Source organism: Neobacillus niacini, assembly GCF_000759675.1.
GTDB classification, from domain to species: Bacteria; Bacillota; Bacilli; order Bacillales; family Cytobacillaceae; genus Neobacillus; species Neobacillus niacini_A.
In genome coordinates this window covers 320717-339843 of record NZ_BAWM01000098.1, presented here as the reverse complement: position 1 = coordinate 339843, position 19127 = coordinate 320717, and the positions used below count along the sequence as shown (strand labels likewise).

General features: G+C 38.5%; 13 protein-coding genes, 1 pseudogene and 2 riboswitches. Of the genes and pseudogenes, 12 read left to right on the top strand and 2 right to left on the bottom strand.

The features are described 5' to 3' along the window. Positions 1-270: 270 nt before the first annotated feature. Positions 271-1782 carry an ElyC/SanA/YdcF family protein gene (locus tag TR08_RS23465; protein WP_052427598.1) on the top strand — a complete coding sequence of 504 codons (1512 nt, stop codon included), beginning with the start codon at positions 271-273 and terminating at the stop codon, positions 1780-1782. A gap of 2 nt (positions 1783-1784) precedes the next feature. Further along, positions 1785-1883 (top strand): hypothetical protein, encoded by a 99-nt coding sequence (locus tag TR08_RS34065; RefSeq protein WP_081954625.1) that lies wholly within the window; start codon positions 1785-1787, stop codon positions 1881-1883. Positions 1884-1994: 111 nt separating this feature from the next. Here the strand turns inward: TR08_RS34065 and TR08_RS23460 are convergent, their stop codons facing one another. Both TR08_RS23460 and TR08_RS23455 read right to left on the bottom strand, forming a co-directional pair. Next, the gene (locus tag TR08_RS23460; RefSeq protein ID WP_045522297.1) at positions 1995-3137 is read right to left on the bottom strand and encodes an ElyC/SanA/YdcF family protein; all 1143 of its coding nucleotides are present in this window, start codon (positions 3135-3137) and stop codon (positions 1995-1997) included. 18 nt (positions 3138-3155) lie between these two features. Further along, entirely contained in the window at positions 3156-4010 is an 855-nt protein-coding gene (locus TR08_RS23455; RefSeq protein WP_045522296.1) for an endonuclease/exonuclease/phosphatase family protein, read from the bottom strand. 616 nt (positions 4011-4626) lie between these two features. On the opposite strand from TR08_RS23455, the gene TR08_RS23450 reads away from it, so the two are divergent. From TR08_RS23450 to cobJ, 10 genes and pseudogenes are all read left to right on the top strand, one after another. Then, on the top strand, positions 4627-6234 hold the full coding sequence (locus TR08_RS23450; RefSeq protein WP_045522295.1) for an FMN-binding glutamate synthase family protein: 1608 nt from the start codon (positions 4627-4629) through the stop codon (positions 6232-6234). Then, positions 6221-7852, top strand: a complete 1632-nt coding sequence (locus TR08_RS23445; RefSeq protein WP_045522294.1) for an acetolactate synthase large subunit — start codon at positions 6221-6223, stop codon at positions 7850-7852. Before TR08_RS23450 ends, TR08_RS23445 begins: the two co-directional genes overlap by 14 nt. A 16-nt stretch (positions 7853-7868) precedes the next feature. Then, entirely contained in the window at positions 7869-9296 is a 1428-nt protein-coding gene (locus TR08_RS23440; protein WP_045522293.1) for an aldehyde dehydrogenase family protein, read from the top strand. A 44-nt stretch (positions 9297-9340) separates the two neighbouring features. Beyond that, positions 9341-9460 (top strand): annotated as a pseudogene (locus TR08_RS33400) (cyclase family protein); the annotation flags it as partial. Positions 9461-9831: 371 nt separating this feature from the next. Continuing rightward, on the top strand, positions 9832-13491 hold the full coding sequence (locus tag TR08_RS23435; RefSeq protein ID WP_052427597.1) for a discoidin domain-containing protein: 3660 nt from the start codon (positions 9832-9834) through the stop codon (positions 13489-13491). A 449-nt stretch (positions 13492-13940) separates the two neighbouring features. Beyond that, a riboswitch (cobalamin riboswitch) is annotated at positions 13941-14135 on the top strand. 250 nt (positions 14136-14385) lie between these two features. After that, a complete protein-coding gene (locus TR08_RS23430; RefSeq protein ID WP_081954635.1) occupies positions 14386-15054 on the top strand; it encodes an energy-coupling factor ABC transporter permease in 669 nt (222 codons plus the stop codon). A 1-nt stretch (position 15055) separates the two neighbouring features. After that, a complete protein-coding gene (locus TR08_RS23425) occupies positions 15056-15337 on the top strand; it encodes an energy-coupling factor ABC transporter substrate-binding protein (protein WP_045522292.1) in 282 nt (93 codons plus the stop codon). 17 nt (positions 15338-15354) lie between these two features. Then, positions 15355-16137 carry a cobalt ECF transporter T component CbiQ gene (gene cbiQ / locus TR08_RS23420; RefSeq protein ID WP_045522291.1) on the top strand — a complete coding sequence of 261 codons (783 nt, stop codon included), beginning with the start codon at positions 15355-15357 and terminating at the stop codon, positions 16135-16137. A 27-nt stretch (positions 16138-16164) separates the two neighbouring features. Further along, positions 16165-17019, top strand: coding sequence for an energy-coupling factor ABC transporter ATP-binding protein (locus tag TR08_RS23415; RefSeq protein ID WP_238579221.1), 855 nt, complete (start codon positions 16165-16167; stop codon positions 17017-17019). Between the two features lie 163 nt (positions 17020-17182). Further along, a riboswitch (cobalamin riboswitch) is annotated at positions 17183-17360 on the top strand. A gap of 138 nt (positions 17361-17498) precedes the next feature. Further along, positions 17499-19121 (top strand): precorrin-3B C(17)-methyltransferase, encoded by a 1623-nt coding sequence (gene cobJ, locus TR08_RS23410; protein ID WP_045522290.1) that lies wholly within the window; start codon positions 17499-17501, stop codon positions 19119-19121. The last annotated feature ends 6 nt before the right edge of the window (positions 19122-19127 follow it).

Sequence of the window (19127 nt, the reverse complement as noted above, 5' to 3'; positions counted from 1 at the left end):
ATCAGTAAAAGAGGGTTGCCTTCACAGAAAATAATGGTTACTATATACTTAGAAGTTACATAGTGAATCACATGTTACTAATGCGATTAGGCATGGTGGTAAATGAGGGAATGTATCCATTCCTAAATTTCCACCATGCCTTTTTTATGTGATCACCTGTAAAACATTCATATTTAAAGGCGGTGGATTGATTCAAGTAAGATTATTAACAACCAAGTGGATGACATAAATAGTAAATAAGTTCATAACGATGGAGGAGTAATTATAGTAATGAAAAAAATTTATAATTTATTATTCAGTTTGCTATTGATATTTAGTTTGATTCCTTTCTCTACTGCCTCGGCAGAAACCCCTGATGCCTCAAAGGACTTAAAAACACTAGTAAGTGAATTAATCTATTATTATGGACAAGATGCACGTACAGATGTCCAAAGAACTCTTGAACTGATTGAAGAACAATCTCTGGAAGATTATAAGTTATGGAATTCGGTCATTGATTATTGGGATTGGATCGAGAATGATATGGAAGAAAATATAGATGTGGCTCCCGACGGTCTTCCAATAGATAATACGCATGCCTTTATTGTTTTAGGATTTGCTTTAAATAGCGACGGTACAATGACAGATGAATTAGTTGGTAGATTACAAGTTGCCCTAAATAGTGCAAACAAATACCCTAACTCTTATGTCTTAGTAACTGGCGGAGTAATGAAAAACGGTTGGACAGAAGGCGATCGTATGCGTGATTGGCTATTGGCTAACGGACTTCCGATAGAAAGAATCATTGTAGAAAACAAAAGTGCAAATACCGTTCAAAATGCATCGTTCAGCTATGATATTTTGTACAACGACTATAATATAAAAACCGCTTCTATTATAAGCAGCCAATATCATTTAAAAAGGGCAAGTATATTCTATTACACCATGTCACTTTTGAAAGCGAAAGAACTTGGCAAAGCTCCGATTGAGTTTTTAGGACAAGGTAATGCAGGCTGGTATCGAGCAGATAAAACAGAAGAACCAATGACCCTAAAAGTCAGTGGAATGTCCTCCATTGCAGGTGTACCAAGAGCTAGCAATCTCCCTATCTCCAAACTGGAAGATTTGGCTATTGAAGGGGACTTAGAATACTACGCAGGTGAAGAATTAAATTTAACGGTTAATGCACAATATGATAGTCAGTATGTCCGTGACGTTACAGAACTTGCGGATATTGCGGGATTCGATTCAAGTAAAATCGGAGACCAAGAACTTGAAATCACTTATGAAGAAAAGGGCATAAAACTAACGGAAAACATCGTGGTTAGTGTTGAAGTAAACAAATCCGCACTAGAAAAAGCAGTTGCGGATGCTGAGAAAAAAGTAAAGTCTGACTACACAGGACAGAATTGGAAAGATTTTTCAACTGCACTAAGTCTTGCTAAGCAAGTATTAGGTAATAATGAAGCGACACAAGAAGAAGTAGATGGAGCACTCCATTCCTTAATGAAAGCAACGGAAAACCTTGTAAAAAAACCAGTAGTAGTAGAAGTAGATAAATCCGCGCTGGAAAATGCAGTGACCGATGCTAATAAGAAACAAGCATCAAAATATACTGCTGCCAGCTGGACGGCCTTTAAAAAGGCATTAGCATCAGCGAAAGCGGTACTTGCAAATCCAACTTCATCTCAAGCAGAAGTAGATACAGCTCTTAACGATTTAAATGTTGCAAGTTCCAAGTTAGTATTCGCTACGGTTCCAAAGCCTCACAGGGAACGCATAAGCTACCAAATACAGCAGTAAATATGTATACGTACCTGTTAATTGGCTCATTATTGGTTGCAGTTGGGGAAATGCTCTATATTTATAGAAGAAAAGCGAATCCTGATGCATCAAGGTTATAATGGGAGTAAAATGAAAAAGGCTATTTTTTTAAAATAGTCGACAAGCTACTTAAATAAAATTTTCATGATAAAAGGCTAAACCAAAAAATTGGTTTAGCCTTTGTTGTGAGGTTAGCGCTGCTTGTCCGGATATTGCCAAACGCCGGTGGCTCTCATTAAGTCGCGGTAAATGACCATTGTTTCGTCTTTGGTTACGTTGTGGGCTTCTTCAATCGATGGGTAATCCAAGTAAACCACATTCGTGAATGCCCGGTCGCTGTTTTTTGCTTTCATTTTATCGTAAAAATCGCTTGCTTCTGTAAAGATGGTGAGTGCGCGTCTCATATGGCTGGCGCTTGTCACGAGCGTGACATCCTTCAGACCTTCTTTTTCAAGGATTGCTGTAGTGAATAGGGCATTTTCAACGGTGTCTGTTGATTTATCCTCTGTCAAAATCCTTCCTTCCGCTATACCGTTAGACATGAGCCACTCCTTCATCAATTTTGCTTCCGTATTGCCTTGCTTCGGCACGCCGCCGGTCACAATGATTTTGGAATTTGGATTCTTGTTGGCTGCGGCTAGGCCGACCTTTAACCGTTCAATTAGTGGTTCTCTCATCGTTCCATCATCCGCAAGTGCATATCCCAGAATCACTATGGCATGCTTGCTCTGCGGCAGGTTATCCGGCACCTCTGTGTTTAAGGTGGTTTTCATCATCGTTTTTGTAGTAGCAAATTTTTCAAGGTATTCATTGGTTTTATGGGCGTCGAGCCGTTTTAAGTTGGCAATGGCCGTTTTATACTCTTTCTCATCCCCATTTACTTTGGAATAAACCCCGTATAGCAGATGTGCATTATAGTTGTCAGGATCCAAATTCAGAATTTGCTGGTAGGTCGTTAATGCTTCCGGGATTTTCTTCTGGATGATTTGTGTGGATGCCAGCGAGATTTTGAGATCCACATCATGAGGGTCCAGTTTGACGGCCTCATTATACGCCGCTTCGACTACATCATATTTGCCTTTTAGGGTAATGCCTTTAAAAATTTCTTCCTCCGCTTGCTTGAGGTCACCGCCATGCCAGTAATAGTACATCGCGATATCTTCTAGTTGATTTATTCGATAAGAGGTAGGTTCATCTGTTTTAATGGGGGTAATAACCGGATTCGGGTTGGTTTCCTCCGCCTCTTTGAAAGCAGGTGCCGCAAAAGCGGATGATAGTGTGATGGTCCCGGCTAAAGCAAGGGCCAATCCCCATTTGCTTTTCCATTTATTCATAGTATCTCTCCTATATTTTTAGTTGCCGTTAAGATAAGGTGCGGACCGTTCTAATTCAAGGTCCACAATGATTGGCAGGTGATCGGAATAGGTCGATTGTAAAACCTGTTGACCGGAAAACTTCACTCCTTCACTAACGAAAATATAATCAATTCGTTTTGAAGGGTTTTTAACCGGAAAGGTATTAGCATTATCTGCATCTTGAAAAACATCAACAAGATTGCCGCCAGTACGCAGTAATTCCACTTCTTCCACACCTGGTTCAGCGTTTAAATCACCCATGAGGATGGCCGGGGTTTCTTTTTTCGAAAGAATATCATTGATTTCATTCACTTGTGCCAATCTTTGCGGTACATCCAACCCCAAATGGGTATTGTAAACCCGAACATGATTTCCTTTTACATTAACAGTCGCTTCCAGTAAGCCACGCTGCTCTTTTCCAAAGCTTGATAAAAGGTAATTCTGAGATTGGATAATCGGATATTTGCTCAAGATGGCCGTTCCATATTGGCGGCGGTCCTGTCCCTCTACAGCAGGGTTAAGGTCAAGATTGGCTCCATACACATAATGATACCCAAGCATTTCGGCTAGCACTTTGGCTTGATCCTCGAAATTGCTGCGTGCGCCATAATGCCTATCCACTTCTTGGATTCCCACTACGTCAGCCTGTTTCTCGGTAATCAAGTCAGCAATTCGTTGAAGATCAAGGACATTATCGACTCCTACTCCATGATGGATATTGTACGACATTACCTTCAAGTTAACCTCGTTGCCCCTTGGAAACTCAGATACAGATGCTTGTGCCGGAATGCTGCTAACGGTTAGGAACGCTAGCACGATGGCGGCAATAAAACTTGTGATTATTTTCCTCATTTTTGTATTCCCCTTTACTAAGTATTTTGAACCACTGTCACTGTTAATTTGAACCTGCTCTGCGATGCCTCCTTTCTGGGTAAATTCTCTAGGTGGATATCTCGATGGAGTATATTGAAAAAGCATAAAGCTTGTCCAAGCGTAGTGTAGGAAAAGAAGGAACAACAAAAAGGCAGGGGAACACGATGAAAAGGCCAATCCTTTTCATACGTGCCGCCCTGCCTGATCGAATCAGTAACATGCGCATAATGACATTCACAGAAAATTATAACTATTAACAAAAGCCTTTTAAAGAGGAAAAAGGCCTGTTTAAGGGCGGGGCTAGAGTGGGATGAGAAACGTGAATTCCCTTTTTTAGTTTTCTATCGTCGTAGTCTTTTTTCGCTGAGAAAACTGACCATAAGTCCAGTTAATACGTTACCACTCTGGGGGGTCAGGCACTTTTCATAAACTCTTATTTTTTTAGCTGGTCGAGTGCCCTTTGGATAAAAATTTCAAGTGTGCCTCATGTACCATAAATCGTTAAGGATAAATTTCCCCATAAAGAGAATCTTATCTATATATATCCTAATTTAATGTTAGTAAATTTAGTGTTTAATTTTGGAGGAAAATAATAATGAATATTGCCGACGTTATGATCATCATTGTATTTGTTTTATTAGTTTTGTTTGTATTGGTCTTTTTAGTGGTTGGATTGTATTTATTATTTATCGACCGAACCCAGAAACAGCATCCAATTCTTCGCAATTATCCACTTTTAGGACGTGTAAGATACTTTTTGGAGACAATTGGACCAGAGCTTCGTCAGTACTTATTTGATAGTAACAAAGATGGAAAACCTTTTTCTCGAAACGATTTTCAACATATTGTAAAACAAGCAAAGTATAAACGTAATGTAATTGGATATGGTTCACAACGGGATTTTGAAGAAGCTGGATTTTATATTCGGAATTCCATGTTTCCTAAATTAACAGAGGAATTAAAAATGGACCAAGAGACAAAAGTAACGACGAATCGTTACCTCTTGTTAAAAGAACCTTTATTTACACAGAAGAAAGAATTGTTAGAGGAAAATGAATCATCCGCCTATTTATTAGACGATAAGGATGCGATCGTGATTGGAAAAAATTTAAAGCACCCCTTCATTGTAAAAGGGCAAATTGGGATGTCCGCAATGAGTTATGGTTCATTAGGTGATCATGCCATTACCGCACTATCCAAAGGCTTAGCTATTGCGAAGGGGGCATGGATGAATACAGGCGAAGGCGGGCTTTCAGAATATCATTTAAGAGGCGGCGTAGATATCATTATGCAAATTGGCCCCGGATTATTTGGGGTAAGAGATAGAGAGGGAAATTTCAGCTGGGAAGCATTAAAGGAGAAAAGTCAAATCCCTGAAATAAAAGCATTTGAGATTAAATTAGCTCAAGGGGCAAAGACACGCGGCGGCCATATTGATGGAGAAAAAGTAACAGAGGAAATCGCAAGAATCCGGATGGTAGAACCATTTAAATCCATCGATAGCCCTAATCGTTTTAAAGAATTTAGTGATTTCCCATCCTTATTTCATTTTATGGAACGGATTCGTGAGGAAACAGGAAAACCGGTTGGAATGAAATGCGTTATTGGAAGTATGCATGAAGCCGATGAATTGGCAAAAGCCATAAAAGATACGGGAAAAGGCCCCGATTTTATCACCGTAGACGGTGGTGAAGGTGGTACAGGTGCTTCTTATCAGGAACTGGCTGACAGTGTAGGATTACCTATTAAAGCGGCTCTGCCATTAGTAAACAATGCCCTCATAAAATATGGCGTCCGTGATCAAGTGAAAATCATTGCCTCCGGAAAACTATTTTCACCAGATCGAATCGCTATTGCTCTTGCGATGGGGGCGGATCTCGTCAATATTGCACGGGGATTTATGATTACAGTAGGTTGTATCCAAGCCCTAAAATGCCAATCAAATGCTTGTCCAGTCGGGGTAGCCACAACCGATCCCCATTTACAAAAGGCTCTTGTAATTGATGAGAAAAAGCACCGTACAGCCAATTATTTAATCAGTATGCGTAAAGGGTTGTTCCGTCTGGCTGCCGCAGCCGGTTTGGATTCTCCAGTGCATTTTAAACCTGAACATATCGTTTACAAAGATGAAAGAGATCATGTTTATTCATTAGAAGAAGTGTATCAATCCATTGTAAAGGGTGTTAATAATGAAGGCAGCTGAATTATTAGTTAAGTGTTTAGAAGAAGAAGGGGTAAAATATATCTTTGGAGTACCAGGCGAGGAAAATATCGATATTATGGATGCTCTTCTAGATTCAACGATTACATTTATCATAACCCGACATGAAACGAGTGCTGCTTTTATGGCAGGTACCTACGGAAGGTTAACGGGAAAACCGGGTGTATGCTTAGCCACATTAGGGCCAGGCGCAACAAATCTTTTAACAGGTGTGGCAAATGCCAACATGGATTTGAATCCAATTGTTGCAATTACTGGTCAAGCTAGTTTAGACCGGCAACATAAAATTAGTCATCAGTATTATGATTTGATTCATATCTATGAACCTGTAACAAAATGGAATGCGCAAATTAAAAAGGGAGAAATCATACCTGAGGCAGTGCGTAAAGCATTTCAAGTATCGACTCAAGATAAACCAGGTGCTGCCCACATCGATCTCCCCAATGATGTTGCTGGAATGGAGGTTCAGGGATCTCCATTAAAGGGAACAGACCATACATTAACAGAATCAGGGGATCAGGTCATTAAAGGGGCAGCCCAACTTATTGAACAGGCAGAGCACCCCCTTATTTTAGCTGGTAACGGAATAACTAGAGGAAATGCTGCTGATCAATTAAGGGCTCTAGTGGAAAAGATCAATATCCCAGTCGTCCATACTTTCATGGGAAAAGGAGCACTTCCATGGACCCATGACTTAAGCTTACTTACAGCAGGCATAGGCGGGAATGATTACATAACTTGTGGATTTAATCAGTCCGATTTAATTATCGCGATTGGTTTTGATATTGCAGAATATGCTCCTTCAAAATGGAATCCTGATGGTGCCACCTCCATTTTACACATTGATACAGAAGAAGCAGAGACCGATCAAAATTATCCTGTAAAACTTAACGTTATAGGAGATATCAAACGTAATTTAGAAAAGTTGCATCAGGTTCTTTCTACTAGAGAAAGGAATAATTCACGGGTATTGGAGGTTCGTACTAAAGCACTGGATGAGCTGCAGCAATTTAGTGACGACACAAGCTTTCCGCTCAAACCTCAGAAAATTATTTCCGATTTACGTGCTGTTTTAAAAGAAGAGGATATCGTGGTTTCAGATGTGGGGGCACATAAAGTATGGATAGGGAGAATGTTCCATACCTATCAACCGAATACTTGTCTTATTTCTAATGGCCTGGCATCGATGGGGATCGCTGTCCCAGGAGCGATAGGGGCGAAACTTGCCCAGCCGAATCGTACCGTTGTAGCGGTATGCGGGGATGGCTCTTTTCAAATGACCAGCGCTGAGTTGGAAACAGCCAAACGACTAAATCTCCCAATTATTGTTTTACTATGGAGAGATGAAGGATATGGTTTAATCGAATGGCATCAGTTGAAAAAGTTTAACCGTTCTTCCCATATTAAATTTGGAAATCCTGACTTTGTGCAGCTTGCATTGTCCTACGGATTTGAAGCTTTGCAAATTAACAGGGCAGAGGAACTGAAACCTGCATTAGAAAAAGCCATTGCCATGAACAAACCTGTCTTAATTGATTGCCCAGTTGATTATAGTGAAAATATGAAATTAACGGAGAAGTTAAGTAATATTCGTTGCTAAGAAAGGGAGGGTCAATATGCGGCTCGGTTCGATTATTAATGGTGAAGAGTATAACGAAAATAATCGGGAAACGCTTGAGGTGAAAAACCCTTACAATCAAGAAAAAGTAGCGGAATTGGCTTTAGCGACTGAAGCTGATTTGAATGAGGCAGTAGAAAATGCCTTTGAAACTTTTCATTCTAAGATGAAGACGATGCCAGCTCATCAACGGAGTGATATTTTGCGAAAAGCTGCCGACCTATTAGAAGAAAAGTCGGATGAATTTATATATACTATCGTCCAAGAAGCTGGTAAACCAATTAAATATAGCAGGGATGAGATAAATCGTTCCGTTCAAGTCCTCCGATTTGCTTCGGAACTTGCCAAAAATATTACCGGAGAAGTTCTGCCAATGGATGCAGCTATCGGCGGGGAAAATCGAATGGGGCTTGTGAGACGGATTCCATTAGGTGTGGTTGGAGCCATTACTCCTTTTAACTTTCCGCTGAATCTTTCTTTGCATAAAATTGCACCAGCGATTGCTGCAGGTAATACGATTGTTTTCAAACCAGCGGAGAAAACACCCGTGACCGCTTATAAATTAGTAAAGTTATTACAAGATGCCGGTCTTCCGAATGGGGCCTTAAATTTATTAATGGGAACTGGAGAGGTAGGAGCCCCTCTCGTCACTCATAATAAAGTCCATAAAATTTCATTTACAGGAAGCTTAGCCGTTGGAAAGAAAATTCGTAAAACCGCCGGCTTTAAAAAAGTGACCCTTGAATTAGGCTCCAATTCCCCTAATATCATTTTCGATGATGGGGATGTTCAATCTGCTGTGAAAAGATTAGTAACAGGGGCATTTGCTTTTTCAGGACAAGTTTGTATTCATGCACAACGAATTTATGTACAAAAAAATGTTTATCAGTCATTTTTAGAACAGTTTATAGAAGAAACAAGGGCTTTAAAAATTGGGAATCCAATGGAGGAAACTACAGATATCGGGCCCATGATCACCGAGAAAGAAGCAGAGCGGGCTAAGCTTTGGATTGATGACGCGGTCAAAAATGGCGCGAAAATAGAAGTTGGCGGTGAACAAAATGGGACCATTCTTTCCCCGACCATCATGACTGATGTTGATCGTAATATGAAAATAATCGCAGAAGAGGTATTTGCACCGATTGTATCAGTCATTCAGTTTGATACAGAAGAGGAAGTTATCGGATATGCCAATGACTCCATTTACGGTTTGCAAGCGGGTGTCTTCACCCAGGATATTGACCGAGCAATCAGAGTAGCAGACCAATTAGAAATAGGCGGTGTTTGGATTAACGATATCTCTACCTACCGGCAGGATAATCTGCCTTACGGCGGTGTAAAACAAAGTGGTGTAGGCAGAGAAGGGATTAAATATGCCATAGAAGAAATGACGGAGCTGAAATTTATTGGCATTAAATTAAAGTAGGACCGTGGGGACGGTTCTCATGGTCCATTAATAGTATCTCTTTTGAAAAATTAGCAAACTTGGAATTTCTTCCGAAAAGATTTGGGTTTAAAGTGGCCGTTTTCCCTGTAAAGATAAAAGATGCCAGTGCAGGATGGGCACGCCCTGTTGCTATTTTTGAATAAACATCAAATAGATATTTATCATGTTACAAATAATAATTTGAAAAATCTGAAAAAATAAATTAAAATATAAATGATATTGAAAAATTATCACATGTTACTGATTCGATCAGGCAGAGTGGTTCAATTGAAGAATCTCAAATTCTTTTAATTGGTACCGCTGTGCCTTTTTGTGTTGTTTTAGACATTCCTTATTAAAGAGGATAAAAGACACAAAATAAGAAATGGTTTCAATACAGCTTAAGAAATACATACATTTCATTTTTATACTCATTGAAAGGAGGTTGCCGAAGGGACACGGCTCTTCTTAGATTTACTATCAAGCTCGATTAGTAAAGTAACTCTTTAAAACTATGATTAGAGGTGTGGTCAATTTGAAGTTAAGGAAGAAGAACAATTTCTATGTCAGTTTCTTATGTATTGTCTGTCTGTTAATGGCGACTTTGCTGCCAGCAGGTGCGGTATTTGCAGAGGAGCAAAACTCAAATTTAGCACTAGATAAACCTGTTCAAGTTTCTGGATTGGAAGTGACGGACGGAAGGCTAGCCGCTGATTTTGCTGTCGATGGACTCCGAACGGGAAAATCGAAGAATGGAAAATCGGATGCGAGATGGTCTTCTAATAAAAGAAGCACCACTAATCCTAATGCATCTCAATGGGTTTATGTTGATTTAGGTACACCACAGATGATAAGACAAATAAAAGTATTGTGGGAAAAATCGTATTCTCCAGACTATGAGGTTCAAGTTAGTAAAACAACGAAAGAAGAGGATTGGAAAACCGTCGGTCATTACACGGATGCTTCAGAAGCCAACTTAGAAAAAACCATCTATTTACCTCAATCTGAAACGGCAAGATATGTACGAGTGAAAGCAAATAAATCGCGTAACACCCCTGCTGCTGGTGTTACTCAATTTTTAAATGTCTCCATCTGGGAATTGGAAGTCTATGAACAAATTACGTTTAATAACGCCCAAGACGTTGTGAACTATATGAGTGAAGTGAAGCCTACACTTTCAACTGATGGCAAAATAATTATTTTACCAGAATCTCCTGATCCGCGATATGATGTTTCTTTATTTGGCTCAGATAATAAACAGATTATTGATATGAATCTTAATTACTATCAACCAATTAGTGATATGAAGGTAAACATTTTATATAAAGTAACAAATAAAAGTGACAATAATGATTCTGCTGTTTCTTCCAATGATGTTTCGATTAGGATAGAAGGGAAATATCAACAAGAGGAAGGGGATAACCCCGTTCCGAACGTCATACCTGGTCTTAGAGAATGGAAGGGGTATACTGGTAACTTTGAACTTGCAAAAGGTGCTAAGTTAGTAGTAGATTCATCTGCTCCGGAGTCATTAATGGAAACAGCCCGAAGTATTCAAAGCTATTTTAAAAATATGTTAGAAAAAGACATTACTGTTAATAAGGGCTCCAATCCAAGAGCTGGTGATATTTTTTTAACCATCGATCATGCGAATGAAAATTTAGGCGAGGAAGGGTATTTTCTTCATATCACCGATAAAATAATTGTTAGCGCTCCCAAATCAAAAGGTATTCTTTATGGAGGAATTTCCCTTACGCAAATCTTATACCAATCAAACGATAAGGATACCATTCCTAAAGGAATGGCAAGAGACTATCCTAAATATGAAGTGCGTTCCGGAATGTTGGATGTTGGCAGGATGTATATTCCGTTAGACTACGTTCAAGAAATGACAGAATATATGGCATGGTTTAAGTTAAATGAAATTCAACTTCATATTAATGATTATTGGGGCGCAGCCAATTATCAAGCCTTCCGGGTAGAAAGTAAAAAATATCCCGAAATTAATGCGAAGGATGGTTATTATACACAGGAAGAGTACATTGCTTATCAAAAAAATATGAAAAAGTATGGTATAGATGTTGTAACTGAAATTGATACACCTTACCATGCTGAAAGCTTTAGGGCAGTGAATCCTGATATGATGCTCTCCAAAGGAGCATTAGACATTACCACCCCTGAAAAGCAAAAAATAGTTTATCCATTTATCGAGTCTCTTTTTGACGAGTTTCTTGGTAATAGTCCGAATGATGATAATAGAGTCGTTCAAAGTGGTAAATTTCACATGGGGACCGATGAGTATGATAAGAAATATTCAGAGCAAATGAGAGCTTATACAGACCATTTTATTCACTATATTAATAATAAAGGCTATGAAACAAGACTTTGGGGATCTATTGGAAAGAATGGATTCAATGGTACTACTCCTGTAAGTAATCAGGCAACGATGAATATTTGGGCACCATACTGGTCCGCTGTAAAGGAAATGTACGATTTAGGGTATGACATTATCAATACAGTCGGAGGAGATTTATATATTGTTCCTATTGGAAATGCAGGGTATCCGGATTATCTGGATATAAAGGCTAAATACGATACCTGGGAAGTAAATGATTTTTGGGGAAATAACAGACAGGGAGGAAAAGGCGGAGCCACCATGCCATTTGCCCATCCGCAGACAAAAGGTGCAGAATTTGCGGTCTGGAATGATATGACTTCCTTTTCGGGTGGTTTATCCAGTTATGATATTTTTAATCGAATGAAAGATGCTGTTGTATTAGTGTCCGAAAAAAGCTGGTATGGAGAAAAAACAGCAGGGCAGACCTCTGAGCAGTTTATGGAACGGGTGAACGCGGTTCAGGATAGAATTGCAACATCTAACCCTGCTAGATTTGTTGAGTCCAAAACCGATGTAGTCCTTAAATATGACTTTGAATCTATGAAAAATAACCAGGTTAAAGATTTATCAGGAAATGAATATGATGCAAAAATCAAAAGCCGTCCGAACCTTGTAGATGGTTATGATGGTAAAGCCCTACAATTGGATGGGCATAATTACATTGACCTTCCTTTATCAGGTATAGGATATCCATATACGGTTTCGTTCGATATTAAACTAGATGAAGGCTCTTTAAGTGATGCCACCTTGTTTTCAGGTATAGATGGAGATTTCTACTTGAATTTCAATCAATCTGGGAAACTAGGGTATGAACGAAATGAGAAAACATCCGAAGGAAGTCTGAATAAATTTGAGAACTATACATTCAGCCAAGATTATTCACTTAAAGAAAATGAATGGCAGAATGTCGTGTTAGTTGGGGATAAAAAGAAAACAACTTTATTTATTAATGGAGAAGAAGTGTCTATATCTAAGCAAACAAATAAGTTTGGCGGCCGGACCAATGACTCCTCGACATTTGTTCTGCCACTGGAGAAAATCGGCCAAGGAATTAAAGGGGAAATTGACAATATTACCGTAATGAATAAGGCTCTTACAAGCAATAATCTTGATGAAATATTGTCCTATGATCCAGGACAGGGAAATTTTGCTTACCAACAAAAGGTAACTGCTTCTTCCGAGTACGATAATTCTCAACGTGCTGCAAATATTACGGATGGGGATTTGCTTACGCGCTGGGGGTCACAGTACAAAAATGTTTCCGCTGATGAGGCAGTGCAGCAATGGATTATATTAGAACTAGACCAATCTCGTAATATAAATACCGTAAAGCTCCATTGGGAAAGGGCTAGGGCAGAGAAATATAAACTGCTTGCTTCAAACGATGGCATTACATTCGAGGAAGTCTATTCGTACCCAGATCTTAATGGTCCTAGTCCTGGAGACATAGACACCATCCATTTAGAAAATGTAAATGCAAAATATTTAAAAGTCGTTATGTCGGAACGCAAACCGATAAATGGTAACTTATACGGATACAGTATCTATGAGTTTGAAGTATACGGGAAGACGGATCTTTCTGGAGCGGAAAATTTATTAGAAAAGGCAAAAGCATTACTTTACGAACCAACAATAGGTGCAAAAGCAGATCAAGAAAGAACGGAACTGATTGCTGCAAAGGATGAGCTCGAGTCTTATCTAAACACGGGACAAGAATTGGATGCGTTCACCTACCATGTTCTGGTTCGAACACTTGAAACAAGAATGGAGAGTTATCAGAATAGGATCAAAGTTTAAAACAGGTATGAAAACAGTTTTATATGGAAAATTTTGACCAATCAATTGTATTACTGTAGAGGCTTTCCTTCATTGGAGCCTCTATTTTTTTATCAATAGAAGAAGTACCGATTAGGTATTGCTTTTGGTTGTAAGAGAACAGAACTTAATTTCTAGTTACATGTACGACTATAGCATAGGTTTTGATGTAGGTATTGTTTAAATAGTACTTTCAGCCAAGTATGGGTCTCTGACTATTAAACTACAAATCTAGACAAACATCGGTGAGTGACAGGCACTTCTATCTATTATCTAATGAGAAAGTATTCAGCCCATTGTTTATGTTTCAAAACAAACTAAAAGTGAGCTCGTTTTTTCATTTGCAAAACCGAGAATCAGTAAATCTCCATAGGGGTTACAAGAAAATATGGTAGACAGCAAGAGTCTGTTAATGTAATATAAAGAAAATTAAATACATATTTTAAACAGGTGTTATGCATGTAAGATTGTATAGCTTAATAGGGAAGTTCGGTGAAAGTCCGACACGGTACCCGCCACTGTAATTCGGAGCGACCTGCACAATGTCACTGCTTTATTTTAAAAGCGGGAAGACGCAAGGAGCAACGATGGTAAGTCAGGAGACCTGCCTGTTTAGAAAACACGACGTGACCTACGGGATATAGGGATGTGTTTACGGAGACGGAAGTATGCTTTTTTCTGATTAAAGCAGAACATACCATTGTTTTTTGTGAGCATTTAAACCCACCAGGTTTAAATGCTCTTTTTAGTTTGGTCACTATTTTATACCATGGAGGTAAGTTTAAAGTGAAAAAAAGATCATTATGGGTTTCATTTGTTGTACTGTTAGGTTTAACAAGCTATTTTTGGACGAACTCTTATCGTCCAGCCTATGCAATGCATATTATGGAAGGATTTCTACCAATTGGCTGGGCTGTTTTTTGGTGGGGGATCACCATTCCATTTGTTGCCGTTGGAATACGATCGATTACGAAAAAATTGAAAGATAATCCTGAATTGAAAACAATGCTAGGCCTGTCTGGTGCATTTGCATTTGTTTTATCTGCGTTGAAAATTCCTTCAGTGACAGGTAGTTGTTCTCATCCAACGGGTGTAGGATTGGGGACAATTTTATTTGGTCCAACGGCGATGAGTGTTTTAGGAACAATAGTCCTTTTATTTCAATCACTATTGTTAGCACACGGTGGAATTACAACGTTAGGCGCGAATGCCTTTTCGATGGCTGTCGTCGGACCTTTACTTTCTTACGGAATATACAAGTTTGGAAGAAAAATGAATATATCCGTCGCCGTTTCAGTATTTGTAGCTGCAATGTTAGGGGATTTAGGGACATATTTAGTGACATCGGTTCAATTAGCCTTAGCTTTCCCTGCTGAGGTAGGTGGATCTGTGGCTTCATTTGTAAAGTTTGCTAGTATCTTTGGTTTTACACAAGTACCTTTAGCGATTAGTGAAGGCTTACTTACGGTTATCGTGATGAACTTACTTCAAAAATATAATATGACAGAATTAAATCAATTAACTACGATGAAGGAGGCACGCTAACATGAGAAATGGAGTATTATTTTTATTCGTGATTCTATTAGCAATTATTCCTTTGATTTTTTTGAAAAATGCAGAATTTGGTGGGGCTGACGGGCAGGCGGAGGAAGCGATTATCGAAGTGGCACCTGACTATGAGCCTTGGTTTAATGCGATATGGGAACCACCAAGTGGAGAGATTGAAAGTTTACTATTCTCGTTACAAGCGGCTCTTGGAGCCATCATTATAGGCTATGTTATTGGATATGGAAAAGCTAGAAAAAAGTATTCTTCATCCAAACAATAGCGGAATGAAGTGAATTTATGATAAAAATTGATGATTATGCTTATACCAGCGGATTAAAGGATGTTCATCCCGTTGAGAAGGTCAGCTTTGCACTGATCTTTCTCTTTTTTACAATTCTTTCAAAAAATATTTCGGTGGCTTGTTTTACCTTTACTGTAATGAGTATAGGGGTGTTATTCAAGGCGAAAATCCCGTTTATAGCCTATATGAAACTTCTTTTCGTCCCTTTTGTTTTTTTAATGACAAGCTTGGTTGCCATTTTATTTTCCATTGCACCTATCTATCAAGTAGATCTAGATGTGCTTTGGATGGCTGAAATAGGTTTATGGCAAATCTATATTAATTCATATAGTATCCAACAATCATACGAACTAGGTACAACGATTTTAGCAAGTGTGAGCTGTTTATATTTTCTTGTTTTATCAACACCTCTTAATCAATTTATGTGGGTATTAAAAAAAGTAAAATTCCCCACCGTTTTTGTAGAATTAATGGGGATTACGTATCGATTTATCTTTGTTCTATTGGAAAAGATGAATGAAATTTATATTGCACAATCTAGCAGGCTTGGCTATCAAAATTATAGAAGCTGGTTTTCCAGCGTTGCACAGCTTATTGTCAGCCTTTTCGTTAAATCGATGAGCTCAGCAAAAGAACTTCAAATCACAATTGATAGTCGAGGTGGAGATGAACATTTGTATGATGTGGATTTATCAATGGGCTACAATCGTGGGCATTTTGTCTTTATTTTTATTTCGTTTGTAACACTTTTCATGATTTATATTATGACAAAATCATGAAAGACCAATGAAAAGGAAGTATGCAGAGTGAGTGAACAAATTATAACGTTTGAACAAGTTTCTTATCAATATGCAGATGGAACGATGGCATTGGATCAAATAAATCTTTCAATTGAAAAAGGGAAGAAGATAGCCTTATTAGGTAACAATGGCGCTGGGAAATCAACACTATTTCTTCTTATGAATGGTATTTTAAAGCCAACTAGTGGCAGCATTTTGTACAGTGGAAAGAAGTTGACCTATAAACGGAAAGAGATTCAGCAATTAAGGCAGCAAGTCGGTATTGTATTCCAAAATTCTGAAACCCAACTTTTTTCATCTAGTGTCTATGAAGATATTAAGTTCGGTCCAAAAAATTTAAATTTACCCACCGAAGAAATAGAGAGGCGTGTAAAGGAAGTCATCACATTAACAGAAACGGAATCGCTTAAAGATAAACCTCCCCACTTTTTAAGTATCGGACAGAAAAAAAGGGTAGCAATCGCTGGAATTATTGCTATTGATCCAGAATTAATGGTGTTAGATGAACCAACAGATGGACTTGATCCTTACTATTCAAAAAGAATAATGGATATTATGGAAAAAATGAATCACCGAAATCGGACGATTTTATTGTCAACGCATAATGTAGATTTAGCTTATGAATGGGCAGATGAGGTCATCATCTTAAACAATGGGCATTTGTTAGCTCAAGGAACAGCCGTTGAGGTTTTTAATAAAAGAGAAATTCTCGAAAAAAGCCATTTACAAAAACCTTGGATTATGGAAGTGTTTGAAAGATTAAAAGGAACGAATTTATCCAATAAAAAGTATCCGAGGTCAAAAGCAGAACTGTTTGAAATGATGGAATCATGTTTTAATGGGACTAGCATTCAAGCTTAAGGTGGAACTCTGACGAGAAATCCCTGGTTTTTTGATGCATAATTTTTTGAAATCATCATTTCAACCTAAGAAGGAGTTGTTCTACATTAGCTTTTATTAAATTTTCAAAAAAAAAAATAGTATGTTAACTTTAGAGATTATATGGTATATTTATAAAAAAATTTAATAAATGCTTTAAATAAGTGCTCACATTTGTGAGGTAAAAGGGAAACTAGTGAAATTCTAGTACAGCCCCCGCTACTGTAAGAGCTGATGAAATTACAATACCACTGAGAAATCGGGAAGGTGTAAGAGTAAAAAGAAGCTTAAGTCAGGAAACCTGCTTATTTAAACTACACTTGCTTTTCGGAGGGAGAAGTATAGGCGGGACAATTATACCTATTGTTTTTGTGTTTCAGTATGCTTTTTTTATACTGCATCTCACATGCCTGTATTCCTTTTAAAAGGAGTGCAGGCATTTTTTATTTGGAGGTAAGTCTATGAAAAAGGGGAAAATCTTTGTTGTTGGCTTCGGACCCGGTGCTCATGAGCATATTACAAAACGAGCTGTAGATGCATTGCAGCAAAGTGATTGTATTATTGGCTATAAAACATACGTGGAGCTAATTGAACCTTACGTATCAGCAAAATCCATTGTCAGCACGGGTATGACAGAAGAAGTGTCACGTGCACAGGATGCAGTAAAGAAAGCTGAAGCAGGCCAAATTGTCTCAGTCATTTCCAGCGGAGATTCAGGCGTTTATGGGATGGCTGGATTAGTGTATGAAGTGCTGATTGAAAAGGGGTGGACTGAAAAAGAAGGAATTGCAGTAGAAATTGTTCCAGGTATTTCAGCCATTAATTCTTGTGCAAGTTTATTGGGTGCGCCAGTCATGCATGATTCCTGCACGATAAGTCTAAGTGATCATTTGACGCCTTGGACTGTAATAGAAAAGCGTATTGAAGCAGCTGCGATGGCAGATTTTGTAATAGCTTTATATAATCCGAAAAGCGGTCGACGGACACGCCAAATTGTAGAGGCACAAAATATTCTATTAAAATATCGTTCGCCTGAAACACCGGTGGGACTTGTGAAAAGTGCCTATCGTGAAAATCAAAATGTAGTGCTGACAACACTGGCTGAAATGCTTGAACATGAAATAGGAATGCTGACAACGGTTATTATCGGGAATTCTTCTACTTTCTTTTATGACAATAAAATCATTACCCCTCGAGGTTATCAGCGTAAATATACGTTAGGTGAAGAAAAGCAAAGCTTAAAACCGCATCAGCGTTTGAAAAAGGAAGCCGAACCCTGGGCATTAAATCAAGTAACAGGGGAAGCGCAAGCTGGTTATGAGCAAATTGAAAGAAAAAAACAGGAAGTAAGCACATTAGATTTGGCCATAAAGGCTTTATCAATGGTGTCAAAATCGGAAATAGAACATCCGCATTTGGTTCAGCAGACAATCGAAGATATATTTGAATTTGCTGTTTCACCTGGTGTTGCCAATAAATTTATTAAGCCAGAGCAAATGCGCGTATTGGCAGAAACCATTGGCGAGACAGGCACCATGGAATATACACCGGATCATCGTTTTTTACTAAAGATTCCAACTGATCAGCCTGAATCGATTGTTGAAAAACTTGAACAAAATCATTTAATTGTCATGCCTGTAGGCGATGTTTTAAACTTAAAAGCTTGTGATTTTTGCTACGGTGAAAAAGCAGAATCCATTCCATATGCAGAAGAAATATCAGCAAAATTGGGTGGCTTAAAGCTTCCAAAAGAATTACATATTGGTTTCAACGGCTGCGGTATGGCCTGTTATCGGGCAGTATTCGATGATATCGGGATCGTTTACCGCAAGAAAAAATTTGATTTATTCATTGGCGCAAAGCCGGTTGGCCGTACAGCCCATGCAGCACAGCCAGTAGCAGAAGGAATTGAACCAGATCAGCTGCTGCCTTTATTAACGGAAATTATAGAAGAGTACAAACAAAATGCCCATCCAAATGAACGCCTTTTTAAATATTTTAAACGTGCAAAAAGAATTCAGTATTTTAACTATCAGGATATGAGCTCCAAAATTGAAGTCGAGCCGGCACCATGTGGAGATTAGGAGGAA

What these genes read in the sequence shown, in the direction of transcription:
- TR08_RS23465 (WP_052427598.1), top strand. Translation starts at nt 271, where the DNA reads ATGAAAAAAATTTATAATTTATTATTCAGTTTGCTATTGATATTTAGT.
- TR08_RS34065 (WP_081954625.1), top strand. Translation starts at nt 1,785, where the DNA reads ATGTATACGTACCTGTTAATTGGCTCATTATTGGTTGCAGTTGGGGAA.
- TR08_RS23460 (WP_045522297.1), bottom strand. Translation starts at nt 3,137, where the DNA reads ATGAATAAATGGAAAAGCAAATGGGGATTGGCCCTTGCTTTAGCCGGG.
- TR08_RS23455 (WP_045522296.1), bottom strand. Translation starts at nt 4,010, where the DNA reads ATGAGGAAAATAATCACAAGTTTTATTGCCGCCATCGTGCTAGCGTTC.
- TR08_RS23450 (WP_045522295.1), top strand. Translation starts at nt 4,627, where the DNA reads ATGAATATTGCCGACGTTATGATCATCATTGTATTTGTTTTATTAGTT.
- TR08_RS23445 (WP_045522294.1), top strand. Translation starts at nt 6,221, where the DNA reads ATGAAGGCAGCTGAATTATTAGTTAAGTGTTTAGAAGAAGAAGGGGTA.
- TR08_RS23440 (WP_045522293.1), top strand. Translation starts at nt 7,869, where the DNA reads ATGCGGCTCGGTTCGATTATTAATGGTGAAGAGTATAACGAAAATAAT.
- TR08_RS23430 (WP_081954635.1), top strand. Translation starts at nt 14,386, where the DNA reads ATGCATATTATGGAAGGATTTCTACCAATTGGCTGGGCTGTTTTTTGG.
- TR08_RS23425 (WP_045522292.1), top strand. Translation starts at nt 15,056, where the DNA reads ATGAGAAATGGAGTATTATTTTTATTCGTGATTCTATTAGCAATTATT.
- cbiQ (WP_045522291.1), top strand. Translation starts at nt 15,355, where the DNA reads ATGATAAAAATTGATGATTATGCTTATACCAGCGGATTAAAGGATGTT.
- cobJ (WP_045522290.1), top strand. Translation starts at nt 17,499, where the DNA reads ATGAAAAAGGGGAAAATCTTTGTTGTTGGCTTCGGACCCGGTGCTCAT.